This is a genomic window from Streptosporangium becharense (assembly GCF_014204985.1).
Classification (GTDB): Bacteria; Actinomycetota; Actinomycetes; order Streptosporangiales; family Streptosporangiaceae; genus Streptosporangium; species Streptosporangium becharense.
Genome location: NZ_JACHMP010000001.1, coordinates 699,680 through 714,855 on the forward strand (window position 1 = coordinate 699,680; position 15,176 = coordinate 714,855).

Below are 15,176 nucleotides of genomic sequence, written 5' to 3' on the forward strand. Positions count from 1 at the left end.
AGGACGCGATACGGGCGGCGCCGCCGGGAACCCCCGGCGCGCGATTCGGATCCGGGAAATCCACGGAGGACGGCATGGATCTGCGTCACTGGGTGGGCGAGGCGATCTCCTCGATCGAGCGGTGGGAGAAGGAGTACGGACCGTACGAGGTCCACCCCTCCCTGCGCGTCGGCGACGACCGGATGGGTGAGGCGCTCGGCCGCCTGGCCGGGCGGTTGCGCGACAACTACCCGTTCTTCCACCCCCGCTACGCCGGGCAGATGCTCAAGCCCCCGCATCCGGCCGCGATCGTCGGCTACGTCGCGGCCATGCGGATCAACCCGAACAACCACGCCCTGGACGGCGGCCCGGCCACCGCGGCCATGGAGAAGGAGGTCGTCGCCCGCTTGGCCGCCATGTTCGGCTACGGCGAGCATCTCGGTCACCTGACCAGCAGCGGCACCATCGCCAACCTGGAGGCGTTGTTCGTCGCCCGGGAGAGCCACCCCGGCCGGGCGGTCGCCTACAGCGCGGAAAGCCACTACACGCACGCGCGCATGTGCGGGGTGCTCGGCGTGGAGGGCCGCCGGGTCCCGGTGGACGGCGCCGGCCGGATGGACCTGGACGCGCTGGAGGACCTGCTGCGCGCGGGCGGGGTCGGCACGGTCGTGGCCACGGCGGGCACCACCGGGCTCGGCGCCGTCGACCCGGTCCACGAGATCGTCGCGCTGGCCCGCCGGTACGGCGCGCGGGTCCATGTGGACGCCGCCTACGGCGGGTTCTTCACGCTGCTGGCCGCCGACGGCACTCCGGAGCCGATCGACCCGCTGCCCTGGCGGGGGATCGCCGAGGCCGACTCGGTCGTGGTCGACCCGCACAAGCACGGCCTCCAGCCGTACGGGTGCGGCGCGGTGCTCTTCCGCGACCCCTCGGTGGGACGGTTCTACGTGCATGACTCGCCCTACACCTACTTCACCTCCGACGAACTGCACCTGGGTGAGATCAGCCTGGAGTGCTCGCGGGCCGGCGCGGCCGCTGCGGCGCTCTGGCTGACCTTCGAGCTGCTGCCGCCCACCCCGGAGGGACTGGGCCGGGTCCTCGCGGCGGGGCGGCGGGCCGCGGTCCGCTGGGCGGACCTGATCGAGTCCTCCGAGGTGCTCGGCCTCTACCAGCGGCCCGAGCTCGACATCGTGAGCTTCTTCCCCGCCGCGGCCACGCTGAGCGAGGTGGACGCGGCCTCCCGGCGGGTGATGCGCGAGGGCATGGACGACCCCGCCGACCCGGTCTTCCTGAGCGTGCTCCGGGTCGGCGCGGCCGACCTGGCCCGGCGCGTGCCCCAGGTGACCGCCGACGCGGACGGCGGGCGGATCCTGCGCAGCGTGCTGATGAAACCGGAGCAGGAGGCCCACGTCGACGCCCTGCACGCCCGCGTCGAGGCCCTGGCCCGGGGCTGACGGCCATCGGCTCCCGCGACGCGGAAGCCGACGGCCCGGCCTACGGGGCGGCCTCAGTCTCCGGTGGCACCTCCCGTCGTGCCGACGGTGACGGTCGCCCGGGCGGCGATGGAGGTGCCCGGCACCGTGCCGTCGACGGTGAACGTCCCCGCCTGGGCGTACTGGGAGGCGGGGATCGACGCCCAGTTCACGGTGGTGGTGACGTTGTCCTTGGAACCGTCGTTGAAGGTGGCGGTGACCGTCGGCGGCAGCGACGGGGCCACCCCGACCCGGGTGAAGACGGTCTCCGGTTCGATGAAGGTGACGCTGACCGCGTTCGTCGTCCGCACCCACACCGTGGCCGTGGCGGTCGTGCTCACCCCTTCGACGACACCGGCCACGGTGAAGCCGGACCCGCCCTGGGCCACCTGGGCCGGGGTGATCTGAGCCCAGGTGACCGGGGCGTTCGCCCGCGTCCCGTCGGCGTAGACCTTCGTCACGGTGGCCGGCAGGGTCGGCACCTGCCCTGCCTGCGTGGACTGGTGGACCGGGCGGATCGACTGCGGGGCCTGCGCGTGGACCCGCCATTCCAGGAGGCCGACCGATCCGGCGCCGCTGGTCAGCACCGCGCGCAGCCGGGTCGTGGTCACCCCGGTGAAGGTGACCTTGTTGAAGGCGTTCAGTGCCCTGTTGTACGCGCTCGCGCCGGGCACGTCCGCGTAGGCCGTGCCGTTCCAGTACTGGAGCTTCCACGAGGCGGGCACCCGGACCCCGCCGCCGTCGTCGAAGAAGTACACCTCGGCGGAGTCGACGCGCTGCGGCTGTGCCCAGGTGAGCTCGGCCCACTGGGTGCCGGTCTCCGGCCAGGTGCCCCAGCGCGGGTTGGCGGAGTCGTTGGAACCGCTCGGGGTGTACCCGTCGTTGAGCGCGTTCACCGACTCCCACGAGGAGGTGTAGGACGCCGACGGGGTGGCGGAGCCCGCCACGTTGACGGCGCCGCCGGAGCCCTGGCTGACCGTGACGGTCACCTCCGACGTGGCCGAGGAGGCGCCGTCGGACGCGGTCAACCGCACCGTGTAGGTGCCCGCCGCGGTGAACGACGCCAGCGTGACGGCCTGGCCCGGGGTGGTGAAGACGGCCTGCCCCGGGCCGCTGACCAGCGACCACGCGGTGGTCAGGGTGCCGTTCGGCAGCGCGTCGTCCTTGACGGTGCCGAGCAGGCGCACCTGCGACGGCTGGTTGTGGGCGGGGTCCCTGCGGGCGAGCACGTACGGGGCCTGGTTGGCCGCCGCGGGCGGGCCGCCTTCCGAGTCGTAGACCTTGATCTCGGTGAGGCCGGTCCTGAAGCCGGTGCGGTGGGTCATCAGCACGCGGACCCGCTGGGCGGTGACCGCGGGGAAACGCACCCGGTTGTGGTTGGACACCGGCGCCGGAGGGCTCTTGGCCTGGCCCGGGACGGTGACCCAGGTGCTCCCGTCGTGATACTGGACCTGGTACATGGCCGGTTCGGCGTAGCCGCCCGCCGCGCGGTCGTTGCGGAAGTGCAGCCGCACGTCGTCGAAGGTCCGCGCCGAGCCGAGGTTCACCTCGTACCAGTCCTGGGCGTTCGCCGAACCCTTGGTCCCCCAGATGGGGTCGTTGATGGTGAAGCCGTCCACCGCCGCGGCCGTGGTGGTTCCGGTGGCGGTGTGGGACGCCGAGGCGCTCCTGCCCTGGGCGAGGTTGGCGGGGGCCGTCCCGGTGGTGAGGTTGACCCCGGCCTTGGCGAACATGTCCACCATGCGGGCCTCGCTCTGCACGACCTGGGTCGGGGCCCGCATGCCGGGCGTCGCGACGTTGTGGTTGACCGTGGCGGCCGTGCCGGGGAAGGTCACCGCGCCGGTGGCCGGGTCGTAGACGAGCCGGGTGAGGCGGTCGACGGTGACGGCGCGGTTGCCGTTGACGTAGATGGAGTAGCCCTGCGGCACCCCGGTGTAACGGGCGACGCCGTCGGCGGGGTCGTCCCAGACGATGGTCAGGTCGCTGTTGCGGTAGCGCAGGTTGTTGGCGGTGAAGTGCGACCAGCCGATGTCGATCGGCGACAGTTCGACCTTGCCGTCGTCGCGCGGACGCAGGCCGGCCACGTCCTCGATGACGGTCCAATTGCTGCTGCCCAGGATGGTGTGGTGGATCCACGAGCGGTAGCCGATGGTCTTCGTTCCGGCGTTCCAGTCGGCCCAGAACTCGTTGGAGTCGGGCCAGGCGGTGTTGCCGCCGACGTACTGGGCCCAGGCGTTCCAGTACAGCAGCTTCTTGTAGTGGTCGGCGGTGATGTACGACGTGGGGTAGTTGCGCAGCGCCGAGGAGAACAGCCGGAACTGCACCGTCGAGTTGATCTGCGAGAAGTTGTTCGACCCGGGGTTGCCCGCGGCCGCGGCGGCGGCCTTGTCCTTCTGGTTCGCGGTGTAGAACGGGAAGAGCGGGTACTCGGTCTCGTCGTCGAACAGCCGCAGCGCCTCACGGTAGGTCGCGGTGTTGGGCATCAGGCCCACGGCGTACGGGTAGAAGTTGTTGATCTCCTTCCAGGGGACGAGGGCGTTGGTCGCCACCTGCCGGTGCTGAAGGACCTTCGCGGTGGGGTTCCACAGCACGTTCACCACGGCGTTCTTCACGTCGCCGGCGATGGCCCGCATCTCGGCGGCCTTGGCGGCGTCGCCGACCGCGTCGTACGCGGAGGCCGCGGCCAGGGCGTTGCTGTAGACGTAGGCCGACTCGGTCCGGTCGAGCCGTCCGGCGCGCCAGTGGAAGGAGACGGCGTCGGCGTCGTTGCCGGTCAGGGCACCCCAGTCGTACTCGATGAGGTTGTTGCCGTCCTGGTCGTAGTGGTCGAGCTGGCCCTTGACGTCCTGCTCGGCGTAGCGGGCGAGGTTGGCGGCGATGGCGGGCTGGCCGCCGTGGATCTGGTAGCTGCGCCAGGCCGCCTCGGAGATGTACTGGGTGTAGCTGTTGGACCAGTTCTCCGGGTCGCCGGGGTTGTCCATGTATCTGGCGTTCTTCGACACCTCCCCCGCCGACACCCACGGCCCGTAGGCGTAGACGGGGTCGCGCAGATACTTGAGCTCGTCGACGAACATCGGCACGGTCAGCGCGATGGCGTTGTTGTAGCCCAGTGCCCCCTCCACTGAGGTGGGCCACTGGTAGTCCTGGCCGGGGATGTCGGCGTCGAGGTGGTTGAAGCGCATCAGCCACCAGCGGTAGTAGACGCTCTTCTTGATCGCCGGCTCGGGGACGTCGATGTAGGGCGCGTTCTGTGCCCACCACCGGTTGTAGGCGCGCACGTGCGTGGCGAACGCCTCGGCGGGGGTGGCCGAGCGGTACGACTGGTACTCGGTGAACGAGGCCGGGATCTCCTCGGTCACGAAGCCCATGGTGACCTTGGTCGTCACGGTCGCCCCGGCGCCGACGGTGACCGAGCGGGTCAGGTCGGTGCCGCTGACGGTGAAACCGTCTCCGGCGAGGCGGGGGAAGACCGTGGTGAGCTTGTTCTTGGCGTCCACGATGCCGGTCAGCTCGTTGCCCGCCGGGGTCCGGGTGTAGGGCGAGGTCGCCTTCAGAGTGAGCGTCTGCGGGGACGACCCGGTGTTCGTGATCGACAGGTTGGTGACGGCGACGTTGTTGTGGGTGATGAACTTGGTGACGTTCACCCGCAGGTTGCCGCCGGTGTGCACGCTCTTGTAGTGGCTGGGTGCCTGCCAGCGCTGGGCGGGCTGCTCGGTGAGGGTGCCCGGCGAGACCGTCACCGCGTAGGCGTTCTCGTTGCTGATGCTCTCCCAGTAGGCCACCTGCCCGCCGAAGCCGATGACCGAGGGCGTGTGGGTCTTCATGAAGACCGCGCGTCCGCGGCTCATCAGCCAGGTGCCCGCCGGGTCGTTGCCCGAGCGGGCGAGCAGCCGGTCCATCCAGAAGTCGGTGCCGGAACTCTCGGCGTCGTAGATGGTCTGCATCATGTCGCCCGGCGTGTACGACGCGGGCGGGGCGGGGATCGCCGGCCCGTTGAAGGTGGGGAGGGCGATGTTCTGCGCCGCCGAGGCCGAGCCGCGCGGCACTGAGCCGGGAACAGGGGCGGATACGGAGGCGGAACCGGAGACGGAGGCCGCGGCGGGGGTGCCGGGGGTGAGGGGCCCGGTGGCGAGGAGCCCGCTGGAGAGCGTGGTGAGCAGGACGGTGGCGGCGGCGGTCAGCGACCGGCGGGCCCGTGCGGGGATCGGCATGTCATCACATCCCTTGCAGCGCCATCCACTCCAGGACACCGGTGGAGTGACCGGTCCTGGAGGTGATGTTCAGCCGGAGGCGGGTGGTCGAGACCGGGGTGAAGGTGGTGACGTTGTAGGTGTGGGCGGCCACCCCGCAGGCCGACTGGCCGGGGACGTCGACGTAGGCGGAGCCGTTCCAGTACTGCACCCGGCATGAGGCGGGCAGGTCGATGCCCTGGTCGTCGTCGAACCAGTAGGTCGCCACCCGGCCGATGTCCTTCGCGGACGGCCAGCGGTACTCGATCCACTGGGTGCCCTGGCGGTCCCAGTTCCCGTACGCGCCGTGGGAACGGTCGGCCGAACTCGCCGGGACGAACCCGTCGTTGACCGCGCCGAGCGTCTCCCATGGGGACACGTACGACGTCGAGACGGTCGCGGTGCCGGCGTGGTTGGTGCCGGCGGGCGGCTGGCCGCCTCCCTGTCCCTGAGTCTGCACGACCTTCCGCATGGTGCCGTCGGCGTTCCAGTACAGCCTGTCGACGGTGACCGAGCGGCGGAAGTCACCACCGCCGGGGGCCGCGGCGTTGTGGTAGACCATGTACCACTCGCCGTTGAACTCGATGATCGCCGGATGGTTGGTGGTCGAGGAGACCTGGTCGAGCACGACGCCGCGGTGGGTCCACGGGCCCAGCGGGTTGCTCGCCGTGGCGTAGCGGACGCACGCGTAGCCGGGGTTGGAGCACCCGGAGTCGTTGGCGGCGTAGGCCAGGTAGTAGACGCCGTTCCGCTTGAACATCCAGGGGGCCTCCCAGAAGTTGCTCACCCCCGCCGGGGTGACCACCGGGCCGTCCAGGTTGATCATGTCGGGCTTGAGCTTGGCGGCGCGCAGGCCGTAGTAGGAGCCCCAGTAGATGTAGGCCTGCCCGTCGTCGTCGGTGAAGACGGTGGGGTCGATGTTGAGGGGTGAGGAGTTCGGGGTGGCGTCGCTGATCAGCGGACCGCCCTTGGCGTCGGTGAACGGGCCGAGCGGGCTGTCGCCGACCGCGACGCCGATGTTCATCCAGCCCGGCCCGTTGCCGTTGACCGAGACGTACCAGTAGTACTTGCCGTTGCGCTGCTCGACCTCGCCCGCCCACGCGTCGGCGCCGGCCCAGGGGAAGTTCGCGAGCGAGAGCCTGGCGCCGTGGTCGGTCCAGCCCGCGGTGTCGGTGGAGGAGAACACGTGCCAGTCGCGCATGACGAAGTTGGTGCCGCCGGGGGCGGCCTCGTCGTGACCGGTGTACAGGTACAGGGTGTCGCCGACGACCAGGGCTGCGGGGTCGGCGGTGTAGAGCGCGGTGGTGATCGGGGCCGCCGCGGGTGCGGGGCCGGCGGTGGCGGTGACGAGGGTGAGAGCGGATAACAGGGCGAGGGCCCATCGTCGTCGTCTCATGGTTGCTCCTGGGGGGTGGACGACCGGGCGCGGGACGCCCGGCCGTCGGGGGGACGGCGTGGACTCCCGGAAGGGACGGGGCGGGTCTTCGGAGCGGCCGGAGTGCATCTCCGGAGCGGGCGGGGTTCGTTCTGCGAGGTGGCTGTCCGACCGGCCGGACGGTGGCGTGAACGAACGGCCGGTCACCCCGCCGAAAGAACTGTTAGCGTTAACAAAACGGGTCGCGGAAAAAGGTCGCAGGGATGGAACGGAAGCCCCGAACTGGTCCTACCGGGATTTCCCGAGTGTTTTCCATGAAAGGTTTTCTGTCAAGCATCCGATCCTCACACCAATAGAAAAGGAGTGTGAGCTGGAAATTCCCTCTCCAGTCCGGACCGCCTGCGGCCATTGGCGCCAAAAAGAATGATAGCGTTAACATATATTTTCGAGCCTTCGAGCCGATTACGGACTCCCGGACACCGGTGCCGCGGCGGGCGGGCCCGCAGACCCGTCTCCGGCGGGCGGGTGGTCGCACCGTCCTCCGGCCCGCACCGAGCCGGATCGGCCGCGGTACCGCCTCTCGGCCCCCGAATCCGGCCGCGGCACCGGCTCTCACCCTCTCGAATCCGGCCGCGGCGGAACCGGCCCCGTACGGGAGCTCAGCGGCGGGACGCAAGAGGCAGCGGCGGGGTGTGAATGTCGAAGTGCAGCCGCCGCTGCGCCAGGATCGAGTGCGGCACCGACTCCGGCGTGGTCAGGCCGAGCTGCTCGAAGAGCAGGAACCGCGCCGACACCGCAGCCAGATGACGGGGACGCATCGGCGGGTGCCAGATGCTGTAGGTGCCGACCCGCCCGTCACGACGGCGGTACCAGCCCAGGGTGGGATGGGTGAGCAGGGGCATCCACTCGTGCTCGCCGTCGAAGCCGTCGAGCCGGGCGGGCGGCGCGTCGAGTTCGACGGCCTCGCAGCGGGCGTTGTCCGCGGTGAGACGCCAGCGCGCGGGTGCGGAGTCCCAGTCGGCGGTGATGCCGACGTGCGTGCGGTCCCAGGGCATGCCCCACAGCCACTTGGGCACCGCGACGAGCGGATGGTCGAGGGCGGTGCCGAAGAACCAGACCCCCGGGCGGCCCTCCACCGTGACGTACGCCCGGTAGTTGATCTGACCGCAGTTCATCGCCGCCGGCGGGAAGAACCGGAAGTGGAAATCCCGGTCGCGGAAGGCCACCGCGGAGACGAGCGCCGTGGGAACACCGTCGGCCGCGGTGACCTCAAGCGGGGCGAACCCCTCGGGCAGGAGCCGGGCCAGGGCCTCGGCGGGCACCCGGTAGCTGACGATCGCGAAGTCCTCCAGCTCCGTCTCCGCGTGGTGCCAGCGCAACGGCGGTCTCGGGGTCCCGGTGAAGGTCATGCCAGCAGAGGATAGGGGCAACGGCGACCTCGGAGAACGTCCCGCGGCCCCCGACCGCGGCCCACCGGCACCACTCGCCACGCCCCGCGGCACGACCCGCCACGACGGCGGCCCGCACCGGCGGACGACGGCCCGCACCGGCCTCCGGCCACGTCCCCCGCCGCCGCAACAGCCGATCCCACAGATCGGCCTGGAATGCGCCTCCCGCCCTGTACTCCGGATCCCGGACCGTCACGCCTCGCGGAAACGGATGTCGCGGGCCGTCGCCCGGGGGGCGACGAAGTCGAGCACACGTGCCCCCTCACGCTCCAGTTCCGCCCGCTCCGTCCCGCTCACCGGGGCGAACAGTTCGACCTCCAGGACCGCCTCGCCCCGCTTGCGGGTCACCTTCCACATACCGCGCACGAAGCCGTCCACCAGCACCGTCGCCTTGATGATGCCGTTGACCGTGAAGACCCGGGGCCGGTGTTCGTCCGCCATGATCCGGGTCCTCGTCCGGGCGGCGAACGACAGCAGCATGTTGTCGTACTCCGAGAGGTAACGCACCGGGGCGGGGGTGGCGGGATCGGGCCGCGTGACGTCGGGCAGGTCGAACACCTCGGCGCCGTCCTCGGTGACGAAGACCCGCAGGTCCATCCTCCGCATGACCTCGCCGAGGCGGGTCATGCCCGACCACTGCTGCACGTCCATCGCACCCGCCGGACCGTAGGCGGCCAGGTAGCGGCGGATCACGTCCTCCGGGCCGCAACCCTCCTCCTGGGGGCGGCCCAGCCACGCCTCGATCGTCGTGTGGGCGGGCTGCCCGCCCACACCCCAGATCCCCCGGGGCGGCACCTGCACCAGCGCCAGCGTGTTGCGCACGCCGACGGCCAGGGCCGCCGGGTCGCGCTCGGGCCACTTCTGGCGCAGCAGATCCCCCAGTTCGCGGAGGGTCATCGGACGCTCCTCGACCAGTGCGCGTCCGACCGCGGCGAGCTCGTCGAGATCCACCCCCTCCAGGCCCTTCCCGTGCGAGTTCCGCAGGATCCGCACCAGCATCGGCGCCAGCGGCGGACGCATGGCCAGGGCGTCGGAGGCGGCGACCAGGTGGATCGTGGAACGCATGAGCACCAGCCGGACGACCTCGCGTCCGGTGAGCAACCGGGCGAGCTCCTCGTGAGTGAAACCGGCCAGGCGACTCCAGAGCCCGATGTAGGGCGGGTCGGGCGCCTGGGCCTGCATGCCGTACAGGCGCCGGACGGCCTCCAGCGCGGACACCTCCGCCCGCGACAGCAGCAGCTGCCGGTCGAGAGTGGCCCGGTTGAGCGCGCGCCGGCTCAGCACCTCGGGCATGCGGGTCCTCTCTTCGACGTCGATCCCGGCAGGCTACCAATCGCTTTTCCCGACCGCGCGCCTTTACTGTGTAGATTCACAGAGGACCGGTAAGGTCTGCCCGGTGAGCGTGCCAGCCGTGTCCCCCGTGCCAGCCGTGTCCCCCGCGCCGGACGGGGCCCCCACGTCAGGTGGGGCTTTCACCTCAGGTGGGACTTTCACGCCAGGTGGGGCATCCGTATCAGGTGGAGCATCCGTTCCGGCGGTGCCTCCCGCGCCGGGCCCCGCCGTCGAGCCCGCGCGCGATCCCTACCGGGTGTACCTCGACTCGCTGTCCAGCGCCGAGTCCCGACGCACCATGCGGGGCTGCCTCGACCGGCTGGCCGTCCTGATCTCCGGCGACGAGACGGCCTCCGGCGCGGGCCAGCCCTGGCACCTGCTCCGCTACGAGCACACCGTGCGCATCCGCGCCTTGATGACCGAGCGCGGCTGGTCGCCCTCCTACATCAACAAGCACCTGGTCGCGCTGCGCAGGGTGCTGCGCGAGGCGTGGCGGCTGGGGCAGATGACCGCCGAGGAGTACCAGCGCGCCGCCGACCTGCCGACGGTCGAGCACACCCGGCTGCCCGCCGGTCAGCACGTCCCGGCCGAGGTCGTCGGCGCGGCGCTGGCCGCCTGCGAGCGCGACGACTCCCCCGCGGGCGTGCGGGACGCCGCCCTGCTGGCCACGCTCTACTCCACCGGTTGCCGCCGCGCCGAGATCGCCGCGCTGACCCTCGCCGACTACGACCCCGGCTCGCGCTCGCTACGGGTACGGGGCAAGCGCGACAAGGAACGGATGGTCTACCTGACCGCCGAGGCCGCGGGCAGGATGGAACGCTGGCTGGCGGTGCGGGGCCGGCCCGCCGGGGCGTTGTTCTGCCCCGTCAACCGGTTCGGGCGGCTGCGGGTCAGGAACGGCGGGCCCGCGCCGATGACGGGCCAGGCGGTCGCCGACATCCTGACCAGGCGGCTGGCCGAGGCGGGCGCCATGCCGCGCACCCCGCACGACTTCCGGCGCACCTTCATCGGCGAGCTGCTCGACGCCGGGGTGGACCTCGCCACCGCCCAGGCCCTGGTCGGCCACTCCTCCCCCGCCACCACGGCCCGCTACGACCGCCGCCCCGAACGCCGCCGCCGCGAGGCCGTCGACCGGATCACCCTGCCCCCGCCACGGCCCCTCTGACACCGGCCGCCCTCACCCCTCCGGCACCGGCGGGCCGGTCCCGGTCTTCGGATCGCCTCTCTTTCCTCTCAAGACTCAGCGGGAACTCGGTAACTGTCGGTGCCGCCCTCTACCATGAGCCACCTCACAGGAGGGATGGCCGCTCATGGTGGACGCGCTGAGGGTTGCGCTGCTGGTCACGACGGATCTTCCGCCCGACACGGACCTGGCGGAGTTCGGGCGGTTGCTGGTCGACGCGGTGAGCACGCTCGGGCAGGACGACGTGGCCTACACCGGCCTGCTGCGGGGCGGGGTGTTCTGGCTCGATCAGCCGCTGCCGCCGACCGGCGACGGGCTCGGCGGCGCGGCGGCCGAGGAGCTGCGTTTCGCCGCGTTGCTGGGCCACCTGTCGGTGCCCGTCCCGCCCGGCTCGGCCAGGCAGGTGATCATCGACGCCCGCCGGGCGATCACCGCCGCCGTCGCCACCCGGTACGGCGACCTGGGCAGCCCGCCCGCCGTGATGGCCATCCGCAGCGACGACGTGCGCGAGCGCACCCCCGACACGGCCATCCGCGTCGAGCCCCCGAAGCCCGCAGATCCCCGGGAGCCCGAGGAACCCCGGGAGCCCGCGAATCCCGCGGAACCCTCAGAGCCGAAGGAGCCCGCGGAGGTCACCGGGCCGAACGGGCCGGGCAGGCCGCACGAAGCGAACACGAGCAGGCCGCACGGACCGGGCGGGCCGGGCAGGCCCGGGGAGGCGCTCGGCGTGCCCGCCGAGCCGGCCGCGAGCGCCTCCGCCTGACCTCCGCGCCTCCGCCTCACCTCCCCGAGAGGGGGGCCTGACCGTAGGGGACCAGCCTGACCGGGCCGACGAGGCCGTAGTTCTGCCGGGCCGCGGCGCCGTAGACACCGGGGTCGGAGACCCGCAGGCGGTTGTTCAGCGTGGTGGCGACCTCGACCTCGATGGTGTTGCTCCCCCGGCGCAGGTGGGAGCCGAGGTCCACGACCGGGTTGATCAGATCGACGGGGGGCAGCCGCCTGCCGTTGACGGTCACCCGGCAGGTGTCGAACACCTCGCCGAGCTCCAGGTAGGCTCCGTGCCCGCCGGTCCACCCGGCGCCGAGCTCGACGACGGCGGTGTAGCGGCCGACCCCCGAGGCGTCCGCCAGCTCCGGGATCTGCGGCCACGGCTTGAGGGTGTCGAGCACCGGCTTCTGGACGGTCACGGCCGTCTCGGTGGCCGAGGCGCCCGGCCTCCAGTCTTCGGCCTCCAGTCGCCACACGGTCAGCGGCATCGGCTCGGGCACGGTGTCGATGACGACGGTGGCCGTGCGGCCGTTGGACAGCACGGTCTCGTACCTGCCCGCCCGCGTGTCGCGCGCCACGAGCCTGCCGTCGACGAAACGGACCTCGGCGGCGGTGGTGGAGGTGACGTGCGGGCTGCGACCGCCCCCGGCGCCGAACAGTCCGGGCCGGCCGAGCGCGATGACGGTCGCCTCGCTCGGCTGGAGCGCCACCCTGACACGGACGCGGCCGTCCTCCTCGGTGTAGGCGGCGATCCGCTCGGCACGGCCGGTCCACAGGTCCAGCCGGTAGGGCACCGCGCCGTCGGTGGTCCGGGCCAGGGAGACCTCGTGGTCGATCGGGGCGACCGGCGGCTTGACCGTCTCGGCGTGCTTGCCGTTGCAGAGGTAGTAGTAGTCGACCCCATCGGCGACCCGGCGGGCGTGCAGCAGGGTGGAGCTCTGCGCGTAGACGGTGTTCGGACGCAGGCCCAGCTCCGCCAGGGCGTCGCCCACCTTCGTCTTGTCGGCCACGACCCGCACCTTGGGCTGGGTGAACAGTTCGGCGAGGACCGCCCGCAGGCGCTCGTTCTCGCCCTGCCCGGCGACACCGGGCACCGTGGCCGCCGACCAGTCGCCGAGGAAGACCAGCGGCAGCCCGGCCCGGGTGTAGCCGAGCAGCTTCTCGGCGACGGCCACCGGGAGCGTGCACTCGCCGCCGGCGAACAGGTCGCCCTCGACGAACACGACCCGGTACGCGGGCCCGTCAGGCGCCAGCACGCCGCCGGACACGGTCGCGTTCGGCAGGTCGAGCAGCGGCTCGCTGACGAACTGGTGGGTCCAGCCGAGCGGGATGCCGCTCGCGGTGAACCAGTTCGCGCCGATGCCGGTCTTGGTGTAGCCCTTCTGCCGGAAGACCGCCACGTCGATCTTGGCCGTGCCGGCCTGCATGACCTGGTGGATACGGCTGAGATAGCCCGACACGTCCCGGGCGTGCCGCCAGGTGGGGTGGCGGGGGCCCCACGACTCGGAGTAGCCGATGCCGCCGTTGTAGGGGGTGAAGGCGGCGAAACCCGGCCAGTTCACGCCGGGTGCGGAGGCGTAGGAGAAACCGTGCAGGTAGGTCTGGTTCAGGCCGGCCGCGTACGCGCCGCCCATGGTCCGCAGGATCTTCTCCCACGTCGTGTTGTAGGCGCCGCCCTGGTAGGCTGCGGCCTCGCACGACAACACGGTCCGCCCGGCCAGGTCCCGGCCGCCGGCCAGGGCTCGGTAGTCGTCGAGGTTCTTGAACCCCAGCGACTCCCCTTCGAGAACGTCGAGGATGGCGGCGGCGGCGATCGCGTCGGTCTCCAGCCCGTACGGCTGGGCACGCAGCTGGAGCCCGATCGAGTGTGCCCAGTCGCGCAGCATGGTGAAGTGGTGCTCGTTGAACAGGTCGGAGACCGTCTGCCAGTAGTCGTGGCGGACGTGCCGGGTCAGCTCCGCCTCGTAGCTGTGAACCGGGTTCTCCTTGTTGCGGACGATCACCGGCAGGTACGGCGCGAGCGGGTAGCCCCTGCGCCGCTCGAACTCCGCGGGCAGGTCCGGCGTCCAGTTGAGCGCGTGGGTCTCCAGCTCGATGGAGTCCTCGAACAGGGCACCGCCCGACTTCTTCAGGAGCCCGCGGATGCGCGGGGTCAGCAGGTTGGCCTCCCAGAAGTCGATCACCGCCTGGGTGCCGGCCCGGCTGAAGTGGTCGACGACGTAGGAGAGCGGGTCGGTGTGCGGGTCCGACTCGGGACGCTGACCGGAGCCACGCTCCCAGTACGACAGGATGAGCCACTGCCCGTCGACCGGGGCCGTCCAGGCGATCCGCCCGTCGGTCACCTGGGCGGTGAGGTCCTGGACGGAGGCGAAGTCGAGCCCGGTCTCCTTCCGGGTGGAGTTGGCCGGGTTGACCCGGACCGCCTGGACGAGCAGGAGTTTCTGCGCGGTCACGCCGGGGGCCGCCGCGGCGACGGGGGCGGGGACGGGCCCGCTGTAGGCGGCGCCGGCCGCCACGGTCGCCGAGCCGTAGGCGAGCTCCTTGACGGCGGCGGGGCTGTCGGGGGTGATGGTGGGGACGGCCGCGGGCCAGCTCGGCCCGAGAGTGATGTCGATGGTGATCCCGCGCCTGGCCGCCTGGTCCAGGGCTGCCTCCACGGCGGCGTTCCACGCCGGGGTGCCCCAGCCGTTGACGGCCACGTCGAGGACCGACTTGTCGCGGATGCTGTGGTGGACGGCGGCGATCTCCGCGCCGCCGAAGCCGGCGTCGGCGATCTGGTCGACCTCGCGCCGGATCTCGGCGGGGTCGACCTTCGCGTCCGGCCACCACCAGCGGAACCTGGGCCGCACGGTGCGGCCGGGGTTGGCGAACCAGTCGGCGAGGTTCCCGTTCCCCTGGAGGGCCCGGGTGCCGGTCCGGGCCGCGGCCGGGTTCGGGGAAAGGCCCAGACCGGTCGCGGTGACCGCTCCGGCGAGGGCACCCGCCTGCAGAACCCGCCTGCGGGTGAAGGGGGTTCCCCTGCCGCTGTCGTTACTCATGGTGCTGTCTCTCCTCGAGGGTCACGAAGGTGTTCTCAGGCATGGAGGGATGGGCCCTCGGCCGGAAGGAGCGGCCGGGGGCCGGTGTCGGTCGACTGCCAGGTGGTCGCCCGTGAGGAGGAGCAGGGCGGGCCTTCTCTCTCCACGGGACGGTTCCCCCGAAAAGGCCGCGTGGCGTGACTTCGCCCTGTGGGCGACGCCATGCGGTTGAGCGTGATGTCACGCCGTGAGGTGCGGCGTCACGCGGTGTGCCGCCCGGTGCGGCGGGCGGTCCCCCGGAAAAGGTCGTTTCGTGTCACGGTGCCGCCGGCCCACGGGCCGGCGCCGGCGCGCGGCGGGTGGATGGGTGCAG

General features: G+C 71.8%; 8 protein-coding genes. 3 read left to right on the forward strand and 5 right to left on the reverse strand.

Annotation, left to right across the window (positions count from 1 at the left end; all coding sequences use genetic code 11):
* Positions 1 to 74 precede the first annotated feature (74 nt).
* Positions 75 to 1,433, forward strand: coding sequence for a pyridoxal phosphate-dependent decarboxylase family protein (locus F4562_RS03095; protein ID WP_184540714.1), 1,359 nt, complete (start codon positions 75 to 77; stop codon positions 1,431 to 1,433).
* A gap of 53 nt (positions 1,434 to 1,486) precedes the next feature.
* On the opposite strand, the gene F4562_RS03100 is transcribed toward F4562_RS03095, so the two are convergent.
* The 4 genes from F4562_RS03100 to F4562_RS03115 all read right to left on the reverse strand — a co-directional run bounded on the left by F4562_RS03100 (position 1,487) and on the right by F4562_RS03115 (position 9,796).
* Entirely contained in the window at positions 1,487 to 5,662 is a 4,176-nt protein-coding gene (locus F4562_RS03100) for an Ig-like domain-containing protein (RefSeq protein WP_184540715.1), read from the reverse strand.
* Positions 5,663 to 5,666: 4 nt separating this feature from the next.
* Positions 5,667 to 7,076, reverse strand: a complete 1,410-nt coding sequence (locus tag F4562_RS03105; protein ID WP_184540716.1) for a glycoside hydrolase family 43 protein — start codon at positions 7,074 to 7,076, stop codon at positions 5,667 to 5,669.
* A 638-nt stretch (positions 7,077 to 7,714) separates the two neighbouring features.
* On the reverse strand, positions 7,715 to 8,464 hold the full coding sequence (locus tag F4562_RS03110; protein ID WP_184540717.1) for a DUF2071 domain-containing protein: 750 nt from the start codon (positions 8,462 to 8,464) through the stop codon (positions 7,715 to 7,717).
* Between the two features lie 231 nt (positions 8,465 to 8,695).
* The gene (locus F4562_RS03115; RefSeq protein ID WP_184540718.1) at positions 8,696 to 9,796 is read right to left on the reverse strand and encodes a winged helix DNA-binding domain-containing protein; all 1,101 of its coding nucleotides are present in this window, start codon (positions 9,794 to 9,796) and stop codon (positions 8,696 to 8,698) included.
* 244 nt (positions 9,797 to 10,040) lie between these two features.
* Between F4562_RS03115 and F4562_RS03120 the strand changes: the two genes are divergently transcribed.
* Positions 10,041 to 11,000 carry a tyrosine-type recombinase/integrase gene (locus F4562_RS03120; protein WP_184540719.1) on the forward strand — a complete coding sequence of 320 codons (960 nt, stop codon included), beginning with the start codon at positions 10,041 to 10,043 and terminating at the stop codon, positions 10,998 to 11,000.
* Between the two features lie 145 nt (positions 11,001 to 11,145).
* Entirely contained in the window at positions 11,146 to 11,781 is a 636-nt protein-coding gene (locus F4562_RS03125) for a hypothetical protein (protein ID WP_184540720.1), read from the forward strand.
* Between the two features lie 16 nt (positions 11,782 to 11,797).
* Here F4562_RS03125 and F4562_RS03130 read toward each other — a convergent pair whose 3' ends face one another.
* Positions 11,798 to 14,824, reverse strand: a complete 3,027-nt coding sequence (locus tag F4562_RS03130) for a glycosyl hydrolase (RefSeq protein ID WP_184540721.1) — start codon at positions 14,822 to 14,824, stop codon at positions 11,798 to 11,800.
* Positions 14,825 to 15,176: the final 352 nt, after the last annotated feature.

Coding starts and splice junctions, on each gene's coding strand:
- F4562_RS03095 (WP_184540714.1), top strand. CDS start 75: ATGGATCTGCGTCACTGGGTGGGCGAGGCGATCTCCTCGATCGAGCGG.
- F4562_RS03100 (WP_184540715.1), bottom strand. CDS start 5,662: ATGCCGATCCCCGCACGGGCCCGCCGGTCGCTGACCGCCGCCGCCACC.
- F4562_RS03105 (WP_184540716.1), bottom strand. CDS start 7,076: ATGAGACGACGACGATGGGCCCTCGCCCTGTTATCCGCTCTCACCCTC.
- F4562_RS03110 (WP_184540717.1), bottom strand. CDS start 8,464: ATGACCTTCACCGGGACCCCGAGACCGCCGTTGCGCTGGCACCACGCG.
- F4562_RS03115 (WP_184540718.1), bottom strand. CDS start 9,796: ATGCCCGAGGTGCTGAGCCGGCGCGCGCTCAACCGGGCCACTCTCGAC.
- F4562_RS03125 (WP_184540720.1), top strand. CDS start 11,146: ATGGTGGACGCGCTGAGGGTTGCGCTGCTGGTCACGACGGATCTTCCG.
- F4562_RS03130 (WP_184540721.1), bottom strand. CDS start 14,824: ATGAGTAACGACAGCGGCAGGGGAACCCCCTTCACCCGCAGGCGGGTT.